This is a genomic window from Pseudobutyrivibrio sp. JW11 (assembly GCF_900115355.1).
Taxonomy (GTDB): domain Bacteria; phylum Bacillota; class Clostridia; order Lachnospirales; family Lachnospiraceae; genus Pseudobutyrivibrio; species Pseudobutyrivibrio ruminis.
On record NZ_FOWB01000009.1, the window covers coordinates 89,814 to 109,572 of the forward strand.

Here is a 19,759-nt window from a genome sequence, read left to right on the forward strand (position 1 = left end):
AACCAAAAAACAATTTAAATATATAAAGAGGGAGCAAAATGGAAGATTTACAAAGAATTCAGGAGCTGGAGGACAGAGTCCAGAAGCTTGAAGCTGAAGTGAAGGAGCTGAAGAGTGCTGTAACTGTAAAGCCTGCAGTAGAAGCCATAGTTAGGCCGCAGCCCCAGCCTCAGCCAATCATGCGGGACAGCCACCCGGGCCAGTACTACAATCAGTACATTCCACCAGTGCAGCCAGCGCCACAGCCAACACAGCAGTACTATCAGCCACAGCCGGCCCCACAGCCAGCACAGCAGTACTATCAGCCACAGCAGGCAAGGACACAGGTCAGCAAGCAGAGCATGGAGTCATTTATTGGAAAATATGGCATGGCCATTGGCGCATCGCTGCTTATTTTCATAGCCATAGTTATGTTTGCTGTTTGGATTATTCCAGTGCTGGGAGATGCTGTAAAAATCGCGGCAATGTTTATTTTCAGCGGAGCCTTTATAGTGGCGGGAGAGCTGAATGCTAAAAAGAAGGGCATAAATAAGTGGAATACATCACTGACAGGATGTGGAACAGGTGCTGTTTTCGTTTCGCTGTTTGTGACCTATGGTTACTTTGAAGCAATCAACATCATTGCACTATATGTGCTACTTGTATTATGGGCGGCAGCGTTGTGTTTTCTAGGCAGAAAGAAGTCATTCGTATTTACCATAATCGGCCAGACAGGAATATTTGTAGCTGCTGTATTTAGTGCTATTCAAATGCATACCTTGGATGAATGCCTGGTAGTTCTAGTGATGCTTGTTCTTGCGGAAGTGTCATTCTTTATAAATGACCTATTGGTAAAGAATTACTGGAGTTCATTCTCTACATGGTGTGGAACGATTATCGCATTTACGTTAGTTACAATCAAATACCTGGCAGGTGTCTATGGATTTGGTGGCAATGAAGTAAATCCAGTGGACATAATAATATTAGTCTTCACACTTGTGGTAATCATGTATTCATCACTGGTGCAGATTTTATTTTTGGAAAACGAAAAGCATACCATTACCTTTGTAATTCAAACAATCCTAACACTATTCCCAATGGAATTTTTGCTGATTTATTCATTAAATGGATATATTGGAAATCTGGAATCAGAGAGAATAGGAGATTTGCTAATACTTACAATTGCACTTATCGATTTCTTTGTTGTTGAAAGATTCGTTAAGCTTGAAGCTGCAAAGATTGCTGCATACACAGCGGAAATTATTTTTGCATTATTCATCTTTATTGCAAACTTTAATATCGTGGTTGCCGACCAGAAATACTTAGCAATTGCAGGTGGAATTCTTGCAGTATTGATAGAGATAGGAGCATGTGTATATTCAAGATTCAAGCGCAATTTGGTTGCCAGATTCTACAGCCTAACAATGATTATATTGATTATTACAGCTGATTTTGATAATTCGATATTTGGACTGATATTGGTTGTTACAATGCTTGCGTTTGCAGTAGCAGAGAGAATTACCGAGAAAGAAGAGCATGTCAATGTGGTCTATGACAATGTGTTTTACTTGTGGATTATAGGAATGATTGCATATACAGTTCATTTAATTAATGAAATCCATAGAATTTCTGGATCATTTGAATTGTTCTGTATTATCATGGCAGCACTGCAGATATTTGCTTACAAAAAGAAATTTGCTGCTATTAAAGTGTCATATGAAAAGACTTGCAATATCATGTTCTATATTGTTAATGTCTTCCTGGTTTTATTATATACAACCGAAATGATGATATTTACAAAATCGCCATTTGCAATTCTTTACGGACTATTGATTGCTGCGCTCATATCAATCAATGTAAAGAATTTGCTGGAAAAATATTCATGGGCAGGAGCATACGTTGCTTTCAAGTATACCTATGTATGCCTGATGTTCTTGCTTGCATATGAATCATACGGCATCATGCTAAGCGTGGCATTCCTTGTGATAGCGCTGGCATCGATTATCCTGGGATTCAGGATGAAGTACAAGTCCATGAGACTGTACGGTCTGGTGCTTTCAATTGCAAGCATTGTGAAGCTTGTGTTGATTGATGTGAACTATGAGGATTTGCTGCTTAGAGCAGTGGGATTTTTGATTTGCGGATTCCTTTGCTTCGGAATCAGTTATATATACAACAGACTGGATAAACAAGAGATTCAATAAAGAAAACTCAAGTCGGATTTAATCTGACTTGAGATTTTTTATTTTAGTTTCGTTCTGCGATTGTATAAAGAAGATGACGTGTGTCTTCCCAACCAAGGCATGGGTCTGTGATGGACTGGCCGTAGGTCTGATGGTCGGAGATAGGCTGGCATCCTTCGATAAGGTAGCTTTCTATCATGACACCTTTAACAAGATTCTTGATATCTTCTGAATGATTTCGATTGTGCATTACTTCCTTCACGATACGAATCTGCTCTTTGTACTGCTTGTTTGAGTTTGAGTGGTTGGCATCGATGATGCAAGCAGGATTAACAAGATCCATTTTCTCGTACATGTTGTGAAGTCTGATTAGGTCTTCGTAGTGGTAGTTCTGCACGCTGTTGCCGTGCTTTGATACGGCACCGCGGAGGATGGTGTGAGCTAGTGGATTTCCTGTGGTGGTCACTTCGTATCCTGAGAATGTGAAGTGATGTGGATGCTGAGCCGCATATACGGAATTGAGCATTACAGAGAAATCGCCAGATGTAGGATTCTTCATACCTGATGCTACGTCGAAGCCTGAAACAGTGAGACGATGATGTTGGTCCTCAACTGAGCGGGCGCCGATTGCTACGTAGGAAAGAAGATCATCAACGTATCCCCAGTTTTCAGGGTAGAGCATCTCATCTGCGGGAGTAAGCTCTGATTCTGTCATGGCACGGATGTGCATCTTTCTCATGGCGATAAGGCCGGCCACCATATCAGGAGCTTCGTTTGGATCTGGCTGGGAAGCGATTCCCTTGTAGCCACTGCCGGTGGTACGTGGCTTGTTGGTGTAGATTCTAGGAACTACCAAAACTCTGTCTTTTATATTCTCAGCAACTCGTGCAAGCTTTTCGATGTATTCGCAAACTGCGTCCTCGTTATCAGCAGAGCATGGACCAATTATGCAAAGAAAACGGTCGTCTTTTCCAGTGATGATGTCGGCCACTTCTTTGTCACGCTGCTTCTTGATTTCCTGAACCTTTGGTGGAACAGGAAGCATCTCCTTGATTTCCTCTGGAGTAGGCATTTTCTTAAGATAATTGAAACTCATTATATTCCCTCACTTCTATTGATTTTAGTCAAAACATGTCTCTTTAATTAAGTCGATTGGCATATCCTTGCCAGTCCAAAGCTTAAAGGCAGCAGCCCCTTGATATAGAAGCATGTATTTGCCGTTCATTGTCTTGCAGCCGCAGGCTTTTGCATCCTTTAAAAGTCTGGTTTCAGCAGGATGATAAATAACATCGCAAACTGTAAGACCAGGATGTAAAAACTCCTTTGGAACAAGGGAACGGTCGTCATCGCCCATACCAACATTTGTACTATTAATAAGGATATCACTTTCTTGAAGAGAAAAATTCAGAATATCCATGTCTTCCATGTCGTAAACAAAAAGATCGCAGTTGGTAGATTTTGTAAGTCGGTCTGCAAAATCTACAACCTTCTGGAAGGATCCGTTCCTTCTTTTGAAGATATTAATTTTTTCAACGCCTTCAATGGCAGCCTGTGTGATGATAGAAGATGCGGCGCCACCAGCACCGAGAATAGTGATAGTAGTACCAGTGTATTTGATTCCGCAGTCTTTCATAGATTGAAGAAAGCCTATGCCGTCTGTAGTGTAGCCCACCAATTTGCCATCCTGACAAACGCAGGTGTTTACTGATTGAGCAAGCTCGGCTGCTTCATCGATTTCATCCAGAAGTGGGATGATAGCGGTTTTTAAAGGCATTGTCAGATTGAAGTTACAGCAGTTGATTTTTTTCAAACCCTCAACAGCTGTAGGCAAATCTTCCTTACTTACATCAAAGGCCATATATGAAAAATCAAGCCCTAAAGCATCAAAGGCTGTATTATGCATCGCCGGTGAGATGCTGTGTGAAACTGGACTGCCGAGTAAACAAATTAAATTAGTTGAACCTGTAGGATTCATATACAGTTACCTCCTTGTGTAAGATTTTTCATATACTTTATCACTTTTATTAACTAAAGTACATAAATTTTTGACGAAAGGTGTATTTAGTTTGTAAGTTGTGTTAAAATAAATCGGCAAGTAAATACGTAGGCGTAGCGTAGCTGGATAACGCATCGGACTCCGACTCCGAAGACCGCCGGTTCGAATCCGGCCGTCTACAGTTGTTCGGCAAACTATTTGCAGCATGGAGGGCACATGAACTTACAAGATTTAAAAACAAAACTTAAAAATATAATCGAGATTTCAAAGGATTTTATTATTAATTATAAAAGATACTTTTTAGCAGGTGGAATTTTCATCGTGATGGCGCTGGTTCTTTTCCTTGGAACAAGCAACAGCGGTGGCGATAGTAAGTCCACATCAGGAGTTTACAAGAGCTTCAAAAAGAATAACAATTCAGAGCTGACTACTCTTATCAATAACTACTACACAGCTTATGCAGAGGGAGACACAGACACAATCGCCACTCTTGCAACACCTATTAGTGATCAGGAAATCAGCTACATTGCTTTCTACAGCCAGTACATCGAGAGCTTCAATGATGTTCAGATACTTACAAAGCCAGGCCTCACAGATAATTCTTATCTTGTTACTACACAGGTTGAGCTCAAGTACAACGATATCGATACAGCAGCTCCTGGGCTCGATTTCTTCTATGTTGAAACAAACGAAGACGGAAAGCTTTACATCAACAACATTTACGGTTCATTCAACCAGAACAACAACATCTACGAGATGGATACAGAAATCTCTGATCTTATCGCAGTTTACATTCGTCAGCAGGATTTGCTTGATTTAAAGGCAGAGGTTGACGAGGCATACGAGTCAGCACTTGAAAGTGATGCAAACCTTTCAGCACTTATGTCAGACACATTGCCAGCAGCTATCATCCAGTGGAACACAGATTACACTGCTCAGGTAGAGGCAGCAGCTGAGGAAGCTGCAAAGGCTGAGGAAGAAGCGGCAGCAGCTGCAGAGGCTGAGGCACAGGCAGCAGCAGATGCCGAGGAGGAAGCAAATTCTTACACAGGCACTACAAATGCAAAGGCAAATGTTCGCTCAGCAGCAGATGCTAGCAGCGACAAGCTTGGTTCTCTTGAAAGTGGCACTGAAATCACTATCTACGGTGAAGAGGGAGACTTCTACAAGTTTGATTACAACGGAACAAAGGCATACATTACAAAGGATGCAGTTAATGTAGGTGACACTGAGGAAGAGACTACAGAAGACACAGAAGAGGAAGAGACAACTACAACAGCTGCAGCACTTACAGCTGGTGATAAGATTACACTTACATCTACAGTAAATATTCGTTCAGCAATGGATTCATCTGCATCAAAGGTTGCAGTTGCTTATGCAGGCGAAGAGGTAGAGGTAGTTATGAGCTATGCCGAGGGCTGGACAAAGGTTAAGTACGGCAAGAAAGAAGGCTACATCAGAACAGACCTTTTACAGGAGTAATTTAGATTAACGATTAATGATTAATTTTAATGGAGACCAAGTTTTATTGGTCTCCATTGTATTATGGAGGCATACTTGGAAGAGAGTATTAGATTAAATAAATATTTAAGCGATGCCGGAGTTTGTAGCAGGCGAGCGGCAGACAAGGCTATAGAGGAAGGCCGAGTTCTGGTAAATGGCAAGCCAGCAGAAATGGGCATGCGAATAAGCTCAGCGGATGAGGTTCTTTTCGATGGCAAGCCTGTTTCAAATGCAGATAAAAAGCCGGTGCTTATCGCATACAACAAGCCTGTTGGGATTGTTTGCACGGCGGAAAAGCGCGAAAAGAACAATATCATCGACCATATCAATTATCCAGAGCGCATTTATCCTATTGGTCGTTTGGATAAGGATAGCAATGGCCTGATTCTTCTTACAAATCAGGGTGATTTGGTTAACAAAATCATGCGTGCTGCAAATGCTCACGAAAAGGAATATATTGTCACTGTTGATAAAGATATAGACAGCGATTTTATTAAGAAAATGTCTGCTGGCGTATATTTGGATGAGCTGGAAGTAACCACAAGAAAGTGTCAGGTTGAAAAGCTTTCCAAAAGGACATTTAAAATCATTCTGACTCAGGGGTTGAATCGACAGATTCGTCGAATGTGTCAGATGCTTGGCTACAGGGTTCACAGCCTGAAACGAGTGCGCATTATGAATATTGAGCTTAAGGACCTGCAGGAGGATACCTACAGGGATGTTACAGAAGCTGAGCTAAAAGCGCTCAACAAAATGCTTGAGGGCTCAAGAAACTAGGTAAAAGGGGTAGAATAATGGAATTAAATGAATACAAGAAGCTAATCGACGAAATCGATTATCACATGGATAGATACTACAATCAAAATGAGCCGGAAATCAGCGACTATGAGTACGATCAGCTGATGCAAAAGCTGAAGGCGGCAGAAGCAGAGCATCCTGAATGGGTGACACCTGATTCACCTTCTCAGAAGATTGGTGGCGTTGCCATGCGTGAGGCAGGCGTAAAGGTTACTCACGATGTGCCAATGCTTTCTATCGAAGATGTGTTTGACAAGGCTGATGTTACTGCCTGGATAGCAAAGGTAAAGGCTGTTCATCCTGATGCTAAGTTTAGTGTTGAGGCCAAAATCGATGGTCTTAGCATGACTCTTCGCTATGAAAAGGATTCAAAGGGCAAGCTAAAGCTTAAGATGGGAGAGACTCGTGGTGATGGACTTATCGGCGAGGATGTTACCGCAAATGCGTTAGTTATTCCAGATGTAAATCAGTACCTTGATTTGCCATACGATAGCCTTCAGCTTCGCGGTGAGGTGTATATGTCACACGAGGATTTCGACAGATACAATGAGACTCAGGAGCTTAACGGCGGCAAGCTTGCAGCCAACCCACGTAACCTGGCTGCCGGTACACTTCGTCAGCTGGATGCAAACATCACCAAGGAACGTGGATTAAAGATGTTTGTATTTAACGTACAGCAGGGCCCAGAGGAGCTTACAAAGAGTCACTGCGACGGCATGGATATGCTTGAAAAGGCTGGGGTTGCCACTGTATTCCACAAGAAGTGCGAAACAGCTGAGGAGGTTCTTGCAGTTATCGATGAAATCGGTGATTTGAGAGGACAGTTCCCATTCGATATTGATGGCGCAGTTGTAAAGATTGATCAGGTTTCATACCGCAACGATTTCTCTACCAGCGCTAAATACACTAACGGCCACATCGCCTACAAGTACCCACCAGAGGAAAAGGAAACAAAGCTTCTTGATGTGGAGCTTTCTGTTGGTAGAACAGGCCGTGTTAATCCTACAGCTATCTTTGAGCCAATTCGTTTATGCGGTACTACAGTTAGCCGTGCTACACTTCACAATCAGGATTTTATCGATGATTTGGATATTGGTATCGGAGATACGATAGTAGTTTACAAATCTGGTGACATCATTCCAAAGATTAAAGAAGTGGTTCATTCTAAGCGTCCAGATGGCACAGTTACTTACAAGATTCCTAATGTTTGCCCTGTATGCGGTGGCCCAGTTTCCAGAGACGCGGACACAGCAGATATGAAGTGCCTGAACCCAAGCTGTCCAGCTCAGTTGGTTCGTCACATTATCAATTTCGTATCAAGGGATGCAATGGATATTAAGGGCTTCGGCGAGGTTTATATTGAGGACCTTGTGAGCCAGGAATATATAAAGGATATTGCGGATGTATTTGCTCTCAAGGACAAGAGAGATGAGCTTATTGAAAAGGGAATCATCGGCAAGGAAAAGAACACAGACAAGCTTCTTGGAGCGATTGAGGCTGCAAAGCAAAATGATGCCTACAGATTGTTTACAGGCTTTGGTATTCCTAATGTTGGAAAGGCAGCTGCAAAGGCTCTTCTTTCCCAGTTTAAGGACATTGAAAAGATTATGAGCCTTACTGTAGAGGAGCTTATCCAGGTCAACGATATCGGCGAAATTAGCGCCAATTCAATCTATGATTATCTTCACGACGAGGTGAATATCGATATTATCAATCGTCTGAAGGCAGCTGGCGTAAACATGGTAGAAGAGGAAAAGGAAGGTGCAAGTGATAAGTTTGCAGGACTTACATTTGTTATCACCGGTACTTTGCCTACTATGGGTAGAAAAGAAGCTCAGGAGCTTATCGAGCTCAACGGCGGTAAGTGCTCCGGTTCTGTTTCTAAAAAGACTAATTATGTATTGGCAGGCGAGGCTGCAGGCAGCAAGCTTGATAAAGCCAATGCTTTGGGGGTAAATGTTATAAGTGAGGAAGAATTACTTTCCATGTTAAATAGTTAAATGGTAACCATTTTTCTATAAATTAAACACATATGGATATTATAATGTGTGTATGTTTGATTTATCCCGTATTAATGATTTGAAAAAATACCTGGTGCTTCCACTGCTAATAGCATTCGTAACAGTAGTGCTTTTAGTATTTGGAAGCTCTAGATTCACAGTGAATTCAGAATCCAAGATCAGTCCTATCGATGAAGGCTGGTCTGTTTTTCGTGGGGTTGATGTTCAGCGTGATATAAACTTAGGCGATTACTTCATAGGTGATAGTAAACAAGGTGAAACAATAATTACAGTAAATGAAATTACAGTTGAAAACACAGGGGCAACCCTTATGTTTCTCAGCAAGCTCAACACAGTAGATGTGTATTTGGATGATGAACTGATTTATACATACGGCAGAGAGTATTTGAAAACAGGAAGCTTTGTGCCAAAGAAATATAATATTGTGACTCTTAATACAAGGCCAGGAGTTCATAAGCTTATTATGGTGTATACCTTTACAGAGAACAATTCTATAAGAAGGTTTATGCCTGTTTTTTACGGCCAAAAGAGCGATTTAATAAAAACATTTTACAGTCACCACAGAATATCTATTTTCATTGGGGCCTTTCTTGTGATGTATTCCTGCATTATTTTTGCATTGTGGGTTTATTTGTTGCTCACAAGATATAATGATATCGAAATTTTGGTGGGAGCAATTTTTGCAAATCTGCTAGGAGTATATATATTTGCCAGAAATGACATCTTTTGTTTTATAGGCAATCGAGAGATGTTCTTCTCAATGGTAGAGTATACTTCTTTCTACTTGATTCCATTGGGATTCAGTATGCTAATCTATTCTATTCATAGTAATAATATTCAAAATAAGATACGTGTAATTGCGGCTGTTAATATAATTTTCCCTATTGTTATATGGATTTTGCACATTTTTAACATTGTACATGTAAACCATTTTTTAAATGCTGTGGGTGTACTTGATATTATCGAAATGTTTATAATTCTGCCATCTCTTATTAAAAACCTGGTAGTTTACAGAAGAGAACATGCTGATAGTGACGTAATCGTAGGAATGGACGCTGAAATATATCTGTTTATCGGTTTCATAATAATGATGGTAATGTCACTTCTAGAAATTGGAACCAAGCCTAGCGTTAAGGTTAATGAAAGTGTGTATATTTCCCATACAGGACTATTTACTACTATTAATTTCCTTGAGCTTGGCATGCTGTTTTTCATCATGTGTCATTTTATCTACTACTTCATGAACAGCGTTAATCACATCAGTGCAAATCGCATTAAGGAACAATTGGAAGGTTTGGCCTATACAGATGCTTTGACAGAGCTTAAAAACAGAGCGGCTCTCAGCCAGTTCTTTGGGTCACTAAGAGGAAACTTTGGAATTGTTAGTATCGATTTGGACCGACTAAAGTACGTTAATGATAATATGGGCCATATGGCTGGCGATAGGATGCTTATCATATTTGCTCATATTTTGAAAAAGGCATTTGGACCGGCTGATATTATTGCAAGAACAGGTGGAGATGAATTCATCGTAGTTTTCCAGAATTCAAATGAGTTGCTTTGCAAGAAATGCGTTGATGCTATGTCTCAGGAGATTGCCAAGTATAACGAAATGAATGACGAATTCACGCTTTCAGCATCAGTAGGTTTTGCTTTTAATCATGAAGTTAAGGGCGGCAGATATCAGGATGTATTTTATCTTGCTGACCAACGCATGTATAAGATGAAGGAGGCTCACCATGGGTAAAAAGATTTTATGTCTAAGCATAGCCATGGCAACATTTTTGATGTTGATGACGGTGGGCCATTTCTTCTTGAAGCCTCATAATTACGACAGCGTTGTTGTGTTAGATGAGGGGTGGAGAGTTTACTACAATGACACCGTATATGAAAATGTGGCATTGTCAGATTTAAGAAAAATACTTGGTAATGGCACTCACAAAGGGGATGTTATACATATGGTGCATCCTGATGTAGAAGTGAACAAGTTTGTGTCACCTACCATTATGTTTGAGTCCAGATTCAGCGCTTGGATTTTGTACAGCAGCACTATAGAAATAGACCGGGGATTTCTGGATTCATATAAGGCTGGAAAGTTTATAGGATGTGAGAATAATTTCGTAAATCTTCCAAACACAGATAGGCCAGTGAATATTTCTATTTCACTTATTGTGACAGAGGATGGTGCCTACAATTACTTTGAAGCGCCAGCGTTGGCTGGTTATTATACATTGCTTTTATATAGCATTCATAATAATATGTTTATTTTTATGTCGGCGGCATTTCTTGTCATATTTGGACTTATGTTTTTTGCTGTAGGTTTGGGATTCAGAAGTGATATGCCTGAGATAAACATGCAGATGTATTCATCACTTGTGTTTATTGCCCTGGGAATATGGCTTTTGACTCAGTTCAGACTTTTAGATTTGTTTGTGGAGACAAATGGTCATCAGACAGAGATAGAATACATTTCTTTGTACATGATTGTACCGCTGATGTATTTGGTAATGGGGTCTATGAGAAATTATCTTCATAAGACTTTGTTCCAGTTCTTCCTAACAATCGGAGCAATCATACCTCTTGTTTTGATAGGCTTGCATTTTGCAGGTATTGCTCATATTAATCATTATCTGTTTATTTATCAGATAGACGCTATGGTCCTGATTGTATTCATGTTTGTAATGATTCTAGTTAGGGATGCAGGTTCAAATCTGATAACACAGACACAGTACATACAGATTATGGGACAGGCTATGCTGGCCATATCCTTTATCTTTAATGTTTTCTTCTATTACATGGAAGTGCTGGGATATTCAAAGCAGATAATGCTTTCGAAAAAGGCTGTGCCTCTTGGGGCAATCAGCATGGTATTTGCAACTCTGGTGAACTACAATATCTTCATTTCAGAGTCAATCGCTAGAAAAAAAGAGTACGAATCTCTGGCGCATTTGGCATATGCAGATGAGCTTACAGGCATAGCAAATAGATCAAAGTATGAGAAATACATTAAATCATTATCAGAAAAAGAGGATGATTATTGTATCGTCAGCATTGATTTAAATGGATTGAAGGAAGTAAATGACAATCAGGGACATTTGATGGGAGATAAATATCTCTTTGAATTTGCCGGCGAGCTGGGAAATTGCTTTGGCAAAGAAGGCTTCATCGCCAGAATAGGTGGCGATGAGTTTGTAGTCATTCTTACCGGAGAAAGCATGTCACAGGTGGATTATCTGATAGATAGAATGAAGCATGCACTTGCGACTCTCAACGAAAAGGACCCAATCATCAATCGAAGTGCAGCTATCGGATATGCGTATCGCCACGAATGCGAGGGCAAGGATGCAAATGCGGTATATCTGCTGGCAGATGAAAGAATGTACAAGAATAAACAATTGATGCATGGCACAAGAAGGTAGGTTGTGTTATTATTAGAAATTATAAATTGAGAAGGATTTTTTAATAATAACAGAGGAGAATAATAGGTATGCCAATCAGAACACAAAACGATCTACCTGCAAAGGCAATACTTGAGCATGAGAATATTTTCGTCATGGACGAAAATCGTTCTACACACCAGGACATCAGACCTATCAGTATTGGGATTCTTAATCTGATGCCATTAAAAGAAGCCACAGAGCTTCAGTTGTTACGTTCTCTTTCAAATACACCTTTGCAGGTGGATGTGACTTTCCTGACTGTGGGAAGCCACGAAAGCAAGAACACAAGCAAGACTCATCTGAACAACTTCTACGAAAAGATAGAAGATGTGTATGACAGATATTTCGATGGACTTATCATCACAGGGGCGCCACTTGAGCAGATGCCTTTTGAAGAGGTGGAATACTGGGATGAGATGTGCAAAATCTTTGAGTGGACAAAGACGCATGTGACTTCCACACTGCATCTGTGCTGGGGATGCCAGGCGGGGCTTTACTACAGATACGGTATCGATAAATACGATTTGGATGAAAAGAAATTTGGCGTGTTCCCACACCAGGTTTTGAACCGCAAGATTCCACTTGTGCGTGGATTTGACGATGTTTTCTATGCACCACACAGCCGCCACACAGGCGTGCGCACTGAGGATATCGAAGCCTGCGAGGATTTGGTAGTGTGCGCAAAGGGCGAGGAAGCCGGGGTATTCCTGTGTATGTCCAAGGACGGCAGCAACATCTTCGTGATGGGCCACCCAGAGTACGACCGCTACACACTAGACAGCGAATACAAGCGCGATTTAGGCAAAGGCCTTGAAATCGCCATGCCAGAAAACTACTACCCAGACGACGACCCAGAGCAGAAGCCGCTGCTTCAGTGGCGAAGCCACGGGAATATTTTGTATTCGAATTGGCTCAATTATTACGTGTACCAGAACACACCTTATGAGTGGAATAAGATTAGCGAGAAATAAAGGAAAGAAGGAGACTTCTGCCGGAGACGGCAGAAGTTTTTACTTTAATGAGATTGTGCCGACGGTGTCGGCACTTTTGTTTTATCACAAGAAGCCTGTCAGCCCGCTATCTTACGTTGGGTTGTGATAATTACTTTGCTGTGAGGATTTGGATTGAGCTTATGAGTGGAATAAGATTAGTGAGAAATAAAAAGGAAACTTCTGTGGTCGACCATAGAAGTTTTTTTATTACTCATTGTGTATATTCATATATAATGATATTATTTACTCAGTGAGTAAATTGAAAAGGAAGACATAATGCATGGAAGATAATGTATTTAGCGAAAAAATAAAAGAATTAAGAGAATCTACAGGATTAAACCGTAAGGAGTTTTGTGAAAAATTTGAAATTCCTTACAGAACGATGACAGAGTGGGAATTGGGCCACAGAAATGCTCCTCCATATGTTCTTCGATTGCTAGCATATTATGTAGAGATGCATGCAAAATTGGGTGAGAGAGATTTAGATAGTAGAAGAGAGGTGGATGGAGATGAATAATATTATCAAATATGTTAATACAGACGATTATTTGGAAGATGTTTGCACTATAATTGACAGTTCACAAAGTTATGCATACAAATCAGTTAATGCAATTCTTGTTATTAGAAATTGGTATATTGGTAAACGAATTGCTGAGGAAGAATTAAAGGGGAGTTCAAGAGCTGAATATGGTACAGAATTGGTTGATAGCTTAGCTAAAATTCTCACGGAAAAATATGGAAAAGGTTTTACACGACGAGCTATCTATCAATATATAAGTTTTTATCGCAAGTTTCCTCAAATTGTGTACTCGCAGGGTACACAATTTGGTGCTGATGAAAATGTGTACTTGCTGAGTACACAAACTGAATTGCTTTCATGGACGCATTACAGAACTTTATTGCAAGTTGAAGATGATGAAGCACGATTATGGTATGAGAAGGAGGCTTATAACCAAGTCTGGAGCGTGAAAACTCTTCAAAGGAATATATATTCACAGTATTATTATAGAATTCTTAAAACACAGGATAAAATTGGTGTAGAAAACGAGATGAAAGAGTTAACGTCTAAATACCAAAAAAAGCTTGAATTTATAAAGAATCCTGTTATCGCAGAGTTTCTTGGTATGCAAGAAAACACCTCTTATTATGAGTCTGATTTAGAACAATGTATTATTGATAACTTACAGAAATTTCTTATGGAACTTGGAAGGGGATATGCTTTTGTTGCAAGGCAGCAACATATTCATACAGAGAAGGAAGATTATTATATAGATCTTGTTTTCTACAATTACATTCTAAAGTGTTTTGTGTTAATTGATTTAAAAACAACAAAGATTACTCATCAGGATGTTGGGCAGATGGATATGTATATTCGCATGTATGATGAATTAAAGAAATCTCAAGATGATAATCCAACATTGGGAATAGTATTATGTTCAGAAACAGACGAGGATATTGCAAAGTATTCTGTGCTTCATGAAAATGAGCAGCTGTTTGCATCGAAATATAAATTATATTTACCAACAGAAGAAGAATTACGAGCTGAGATTGAAACTCAGAAGGAATTCTATTATTTACAAAAGAAGGATGAAGAAATGGAGCGCAATGGAGCACGGTTTTGAAAAAAGGATGCTATTGTTATTACGTGTACCAGAATACACCATATGAGTGGAATAAGATTAGCGAGAAATAAAGATTGAATTGAATTAAGTGCCGCTGCCTTTTTTGGCGTCGGCACATTTGTTTTATCACAAGAAGCTTGTCAGCCGGCTAACTTACGTTGGGCTGTGATAAATTTTGGCTGATATGACTTAGGATTTATCACAAGTGAACGAAGACAAGAGGCTGCTGAGACTTCTTGTGATAAAAATCAGCCGAAATCCTCATATTTTTATCACAAACCAACGACAGCATGCGGCTTCCGAGTCTTCATGTGATAAAATCTAGTGCAAATCTTCATTTTTTTATCGCAGCAAGTCTGTCAGCCCGCTAACTTTCGTTGGGTTGTGATAATTACTTTACTGTGGGGATTTAGATTGAGCATATAAGTGGAATGAGATTAGAAGGAAATATAGATGGCTTTGTCAGATCTGGAGAAGTTTTTGATGTGGTAAAAGTTTAGAAATTGCATTTCTTCTCGCTGCACTTCATGTATAATGGAATGCAGTGAGGAGAGATATTTAAGGAGGCTTTTTATGGAAACAGAAATAGATTACGAATATCTCAAAAAGCTTATTGCTGAGTATGGTGTCATTAAAGATAAAGTATCATTTTTAGATGTAACTGATAGTGATTTTGAGATTTCTTATATAGCGCAAAAGAATGATATCAGAATTAGCATTCTTAATGGACTCCATGCAGTATATGAGAGAAAGAAGTATAAGCTTAATGAGAAGCCTAGTATTAGAAAAGGAAGTAAGAAGTACCTTAAGTTTTACAAAAAGGATAATCGATTAGTTCGTATCGATTCTTATTCTAATGGAAGGATTGATGTAATTTTTATTGCACATTATGAGGATGATAAGGTGATGTTATATCCATTTTCTGAGCGTGGAGGATTTTATCCAACATACGCTTATGTCACAAAATATGAGAATGGTTTAGTTGCTGAGGAATATAGTGTAGTAGATAGTCAAATCGTATATGAAAAATATTGTTATGATGAAAGCGATAAAGTTGGCTATATGAGTGTGAACTATGTTCCAAGTGGGAAATATCCTGTTTTATCAAAGGAATATGGAACTATCATACTTCAACCGGAGATGGATTATAGAGTAGATGATTATACTTGGTGGAGGCAAAATGCAGCAATTAGAATGTAAACAATGTGGACACTCTTATTTAGGGCCTACTACTGGAAATGACATTTATCTATGTCCAAAATGTAATGCTTATGTAGGATGCCTTTGCGATTATGGATTTGGTCCTATAGTTCCTTGCAATATCTTTTTAGGCGAAAAGGAAATAGCAAAGGTTGAATATCGCAATCGCACGAAAACTGAATATCAGCTCAAGTCAGATACTTATGGAATAAATATTCCACTTACAAAAGGATATAAGAATTTAGAAGTATATGACGAAGCAAAAAAGATTATTACAGAAGCGATAAAGGGGATTAACTCATGAATGGACGACATTTTCTTTATTTATGGAGGATTAGAAAGAACATAGATGATTATCAAGGCAGAGCATATAGAAATGCCGATTTCGGGAACATATAATGAGCGAATCTATGACATTGAGAGTGCATGGAATACAGCGGACTGGTGTTGGATTCAATTTGAAGAGGATAATAGAGAAACATGGTGTGGGGAGTTCAGAGGAAAGTACCTTTCTTGTGCAATCGTAAAGGATTACAATTTTGTTGCTGTATTAACATCATGCCATCTATATTATGTCGATTTAATAAGTCATGAAGTGATTGATCATGCTGAGAATGGGTTATATAGAAGCCTTTATGTAATTCCAAATGGAACAGTTTTAATTACGGATGGTTATGGTTTAGAGATATTAACTGGAAATCACACAAATCAAATGAGCCAGATTGAATTACCAATGCATTGTGATTCTCTTGAGTTTGATAAGTGTGAGGGGAATCTTCTTCGAATAACATGTGAAGAGTTTTGTGTGTGGGATTTTTATGAGTTGTTTTTAGATTGTGAGTCTTTATCCATTGTTGATTGTAAACGAATAAAGTAGTTGTGTTTGGAAGACAGAAAAGAGAATTGGTAGCAGAATAAGAACCTTACATAGACCAGTACCGCTGGGGACGCCCAGATGATTCGTACTGGTCTATTATTATGCCCAGATTGTGGGGACATTGCCCCCACAATCTGGTGAAATAAGTAAAAGCCTTAAAGGATAAAGAACTATAAAGTGAAAATTTTGCAACAGGGTGTTGCAAAATTAGTGTACCCCATAGGGCTAGAAAAATCAGTTGATTTAAGTGCCGCGGCCATATCATTTTGGTGTCGGCACTTTTGTCTCTGTGAAGGTATAATCTTGGGCTGATATGGGAGGTAGCTATACCCTTTTATTATTTATGAGGGACTAATATGAAGTCAAAAAGGTATAACTAGAGTGGAAATTTATATGAGGTTATACCTTATAGTGGGTGATGAGACATTGTATTGAAGATAATAGAGGTGGAGAAGAATAGAATATTTATATCAAGAACAGGAGGCACTTCGGTGCCTCCTGCCTGGTTACTTTACATATTCTGCAATGGCACGGCTGACAAATTCAGCAGTACCTTTTCCACCGGCTTTATCGATGTTTGTTTTGAATTCGCCTTCTGCGGCGTACATCTTACCAAGACCTGCAAGAATTTCATTAGTGCATTCATAGAAGTTTTTTGTGATGTAGTTTTGGATGTCCTTTACCATAGCTTGAGCTTCGGCAGATTTAGGGTCAGAATCCTTAATCTTGCCACATTTCTCAAATAATTTCATGAAATCGCTCCAAAGCTTTTTCTCATCATCCTTAGAACGGGAAGCTGACTTCTGTTCATATTCTGAAAAAGCCTTGCTGTCTCCCCATTGCTCTTTTGCTTTTCTTGTGTATTCTTCTAACTTACTAGTATCAAATGCTGTAAAATCCATAATATTATTTCCTCCGTTTTGTATTCCACGGGCGAATTGTATAAGGTTTTCCAGATGTTCTTTTTTCATCGTAAGAAGTTCAATCTGTTGCCCCAAGGCCTTCTGTTTGTCAAAATCAGGCCGCGTAACGATTTCCTTAATTTCTTTTAACGGGAACTCCAGCTCTCTGAATAATAAAATCTGTTGCAAACGTTCCATTGCTGCATCGTCATACAGCCGATACCCTGATTCAGTGTACTCTGCCGGCTTTAGTAGTCCAATTGAATCATAGTATTGCAGTGTGCGTATACTCACGCCTGCTAATTTGCTTACTTCATTTACTGTCATCATTGCTTTTCCCTCCGTGGTAATTATACAATAAACTATGACGTAGCGTTAGGGTCAATGATTTTTTGAAATATTTTATCTGGTCCATTTTGTGGTTGTGGTGTAGCTGCAGAAGTTTTTTATTTTACCCAATTAAGTGTATAATGCATTTATAAATTTTTTAATAGGAGGACATACTATGATTAAGATATACGGAATGCACACATGCCCTTACTGTGACTATTTGCAGCCACAGATTCAGGGAAAGGAAGATCAGTATAAATATATAGATATAGGTCAGCATGTTCAAAATATGCATGAGTTTATGGATATGAGAGATAACAGACCTGAATTTGACCATTCAAAGGAAATAGGAGATATAGGAATTCCATGCTTTGTATTTGAGGATGGAAGAATCAGCCTTGATCCAGCAGATGCCGGACTTGTTGAATATGATGGTACATCATCTTGTTCTATCGAGGATCATAAAGCAGGCAAAAAGGGCTGTTAGTTAAATGGCAAAATAATACGTGGCATAAAGGGAGAAAAGTGATGAAATTAAAAAGAATTTTGAATACTGTACTATCCATATTTGGAATTGTTTTGATGTGTTTAATAAATTGGGAGGCTGTAGCATTATTTTCCAATTATGGATTGAAATGGAGTGATCTTCCAGTATATGCTGTGACAGAGTTTAGCTTCACTTTAACTATTGTTTTGCTATTCATCTTTCTTGATTTTACAAAAAGGCAGATATTATCAAAGCTTGGATTGCTGTTTCTGGTAATTGATTTAGTATACAAAGCTTTTGTTTTTATTCCTAATCAACTGGTTGAATCCGAAGCTTATAGTGAAAGCTATGCAATCGTTAAATCGCATGTATACTTTGAATTGATTTGCTCGATTTTAATAGCTGGTTTATTTATCCAGTATATTTTTGTAAAGAAAAAATCGAATGCATTTATGAAATTTAATATTTTCCTTGCCCCAGTACTATATGCTGCTCCTTATATACAATGGCTTTTTATTACGCCAGTTAACGTTTCTTTTAAAGACTTGATGGAGCTGATATCTGGTGGTTACACGGGAGAGATGTGCATGGTGTTGATTGCAGCGGGGCTGGTTTTGTATACGAGGTATAGGCTGGATTCTGAGGATGGCAATCAGGCGATATTGCAAACTGAAATCTGAGGTTTTATAATTTAATAAGGTGATTGTTGAAGGATTCAACAGTTGAGTTGCCACGGAAGGCTTGAGGTAAATCCAGAAAGGCAATACTATGGCAATTAATCTTCAAACGTATCTAGACAGAATTTCATCGCTTGGAATGGTTCAACTTCCAACGCAATCAGATGTAACCCAAAATCTTAATACGGACACAAGTGTATCTGATAAGGATTCCTATATCCCTAGTGTAAATAATGCTGAGGCTGCTATTCCTAGTTCAAATTATGGAGCAGATGGAAGGATGGTAGATCTAAGCCAGGCTTTTAGAGCAAATGCGGATAGTATCCAAATGACTATGGATAGGTTAGGCTTGTCATTGGAAGATTTATCTGATGAGGAAAATATGAGCACTCTTGCTACAGCTATGAATGATGGTGCTGTTGCGCTTGGTGTTCCTACTGTGGAAAATATGAGTGATGTTGTGGCAAATCTGGTTCAGAAAGCTAGAGGGGTAAGCGAAGTATCTGCTACTGAAACAGCGGCAGTTGAAGAGAATCAGGGAGCCTCTACAGAAAACAGAGCTTCTGGTTCATCTGGTTCCTCTAGTTCTGAGGACGAAACTACAGTAGAAGTTGTAGTGATTAATGGTATCAGGTATTTGGAAACAACCAGGGTTGAAAATGGTGTTGAGATAAAAACAAGAAAAGTGCTTGATGTAGCAGAGGACTCTGAGTAATCAGAGTCCTTTTTTTAGATATGTCGCCTCTTTTTTC

At 39.2% G+C, this 19,759-nt stretch carries 18 protein-coding genes and 1 tRNA gene; 16 read left to right on the forward strand and 3 right to left on the reverse strand.

Annotated features, from left to right (window positions below):
* Window positions 1-38 precede the first annotated feature (38 nt).
* The gene (locus BM102_RS09400; RefSeq protein ID WP_090481365.1) at window positions 39-2,183 is read left to right on the forward strand and encodes a bZIP transcription factor; all 2,145 of its coding nucleotides are present in this window, start codon (window positions 39-41) and stop codon (window positions 2,181-2,183) included.
* Between the two features lie 43 nt (window positions 2,184-2,226).
* Here the strand turns inward: BM102_RS09400 and BM102_RS09405 are convergent, their stop codons facing one another.
* Together BM102_RS09405 and BM102_RS09410 are read right to left on the reverse strand one after the other, a co-directional pair.
* On the reverse strand, window positions 2,227-3,258 hold the full coding sequence (locus BM102_RS09405) for a 3-deoxy-7-phosphoheptulonate synthase (RefSeq protein ID WP_090481368.1): 1,032 nt from the start codon (window positions 3,256-3,258) through the stop codon (window positions 2,227-2,229).
* Between the two features lie 24 nt (window positions 3,259-3,282).
* Window positions 3,283-4,137, reverse strand: coding sequence for a shikimate dehydrogenase (locus BM102_RS09410; protein WP_090481371.1), 855 nt, complete (start codon window positions 4,135-4,137; stop codon window positions 3,283-3,285).
* A 128-nt stretch (window positions 4,138-4,265) separates the two neighbouring features.
* Between BM102_RS09410 and BM102_RS09415 the strand changes: the two genes are divergently transcribed.
* The 12 genes from BM102_RS09415 to BM102_RS09470 all read left to right on the forward strand — a co-directional run bounded on the left by BM102_RS09415 (window position 4,266) and on the right by BM102_RS09470 (window position 16,611).
* Window positions 4,266-4,339: transfer RNA gene (locus BM102_RS09415), tRNA-Arg, on the forward strand.
* 35 nt (window positions 4,340-4,374) lie between these two features.
* The gene (locus BM102_RS09420; protein ID WP_090481374.1) at window positions 4,375-5,640 is read left to right on the forward strand and encodes an SH3 domain-containing protein; all 1,266 of its coding nucleotides are present in this window, start codon (window positions 4,375-4,377) and stop codon (window positions 5,638-5,640) included.
* 75 nt (window positions 5,641-5,715) lie between these two features.
* Window positions 5,716-6,438, forward strand: a complete 723-nt coding sequence (locus BM102_RS09425) for a pseudouridine synthase (protein WP_330388608.1) — start codon at window positions 5,716-5,718, stop codon at window positions 6,436-6,438.
* A gap of 17 nt (window positions 6,439-6,455) precedes the next feature.
* Window positions 6,456-8,459, forward strand: coding sequence for an NAD-dependent DNA ligase LigA (gene ligA, locus BM102_RS09430; protein WP_090481378.1), 2,004 nt, complete (start codon window positions 6,456-6,458; stop codon window positions 8,457-8,459).
* A 52-nt stretch (window positions 8,460-8,511) separates the two neighbouring features.
* On the forward strand, window positions 8,512-10,227 hold the full coding sequence (locus BM102_RS09435; RefSeq protein WP_090481381.1) for a GGDEF domain-containing protein: 1,716 nt from the start codon (window positions 8,512-8,514) through the stop codon (window positions 10,225-10,227).
* Window positions 10,220-11,899, forward strand: a complete 1,680-nt coding sequence (locus BM102_RS09440; RefSeq protein ID WP_090481382.1) for a GGDEF domain-containing protein — start codon at window positions 10,220-10,222, stop codon at window positions 11,897-11,899. The genes BM102_RS09435 and BM102_RS09440 overlap by 8 nt, the downstream gene beginning before the upstream one ends.
* A gap of 68 nt (window positions 11,900-11,967) precedes the next feature.
* Window positions 11,968-12,891 carry a homoserine O-acetyltransferase MetA gene (gene metA / locus BM102_RS09445; protein WP_090481385.1) on the forward strand — a complete coding sequence of 308 codons (924 nt, stop codon included), beginning with the start codon at window positions 11,968-11,970 and terminating at the stop codon, window positions 12,889-12,891.
* A gap of 301 nt (window positions 12,892-13,192) precedes the next feature.
* The gene (locus BM102_RS09450; protein ID WP_090481387.1) at window positions 13,193-13,429 is read left to right on the forward strand and encodes a helix-turn-helix domain-containing protein; all 237 of its coding nucleotides are present in this window, start codon (window positions 13,193-13,195) and stop codon (window positions 13,427-13,429) included.
* Window positions 13,422-14,534, forward strand: coding sequence for a PDDEXK nuclease domain-containing protein (locus BM102_RS09455; RefSeq protein WP_330388612.1), 1,113 nt, complete (start codon window positions 13,422-13,424; stop codon window positions 14,532-14,534). The genes BM102_RS09450 and BM102_RS09455 overlap by 8 nt, the downstream gene beginning before the upstream one ends.
* A gap of 573 nt (window positions 14,535-15,107) precedes the next feature.
* On the forward strand, window positions 15,108-15,734 hold the full coding sequence (locus BM102_RS09460) for a hypothetical protein (RefSeq protein WP_090481393.1): 627 nt from the start codon (window positions 15,108-15,110) through the stop codon (window positions 15,732-15,734).
* Entirely contained in the window at window positions 15,715-16,038 is a 324-nt protein-coding gene (locus BM102_RS09465) for a hypothetical protein (protein WP_090481396.1), read from the forward strand. Before BM102_RS09460 ends, BM102_RS09465 begins: the two co-directional genes overlap by 20 nt.
* A 45-nt stretch (window positions 16,039-16,083) precedes the next feature.
* Window positions 16,084-16,611 carry a hypothetical protein gene (locus BM102_RS09470; RefSeq protein WP_090481399.1) on the forward strand — a complete coding sequence of 176 codons (528 nt, stop codon included), beginning with the start codon at window positions 16,084-16,086 and terminating at the stop codon, window positions 16,609-16,611.
* Between the two features lie 506 nt (window positions 16,612-17,117).
* On the opposite strand, the gene BM102_RS09475 is transcribed toward BM102_RS09470, so the two are convergent.
* Entirely contained in the window at window positions 17,118-17,843 is a 726-nt protein-coding gene (locus BM102_RS09475) for a MerR family transcriptional regulator (RefSeq protein ID WP_090481401.1), read from the reverse strand.
* Window positions 17,844-18,018: 175 nt separating this feature from the next.
* Between BM102_RS09475 and BM102_RS09480 the strand changes: the two genes are divergently transcribed.
* The 3 genes from BM102_RS09480 (at window position 18,019) to BM102_RS09490 (ending at window position 19,722) form a co-directional block, all read left to right on the forward strand.
* Entirely contained in the window at window positions 18,019-18,330 is a 312-nt protein-coding gene (locus BM102_RS09480; protein ID WP_090481404.1) for a glutaredoxin-related protein, read from the forward strand.
* A gap of 41 nt (window positions 18,331-18,371) precedes the next feature.
* On the forward strand, window positions 18,372-19,010 hold the full coding sequence (locus tag BM102_RS09485; RefSeq protein WP_090481407.1) for a hypothetical protein: 639 nt from the start codon (window positions 18,372-18,374) through the stop codon (window positions 19,008-19,010).
* A gap of 88 nt (window positions 19,011-19,098) precedes the next feature.
* Window positions 19,099-19,722: a hypothetical protein gene (locus BM102_RS09490; RefSeq protein WP_090481409.1), complete on the forward strand. Its 624-nt coding sequence runs from the start codon at window positions 19,099-19,101 to the stop codon at window positions 19,720-19,722.
* Window positions 19,723-19,759 lie beyond the last annotated feature (37 nt).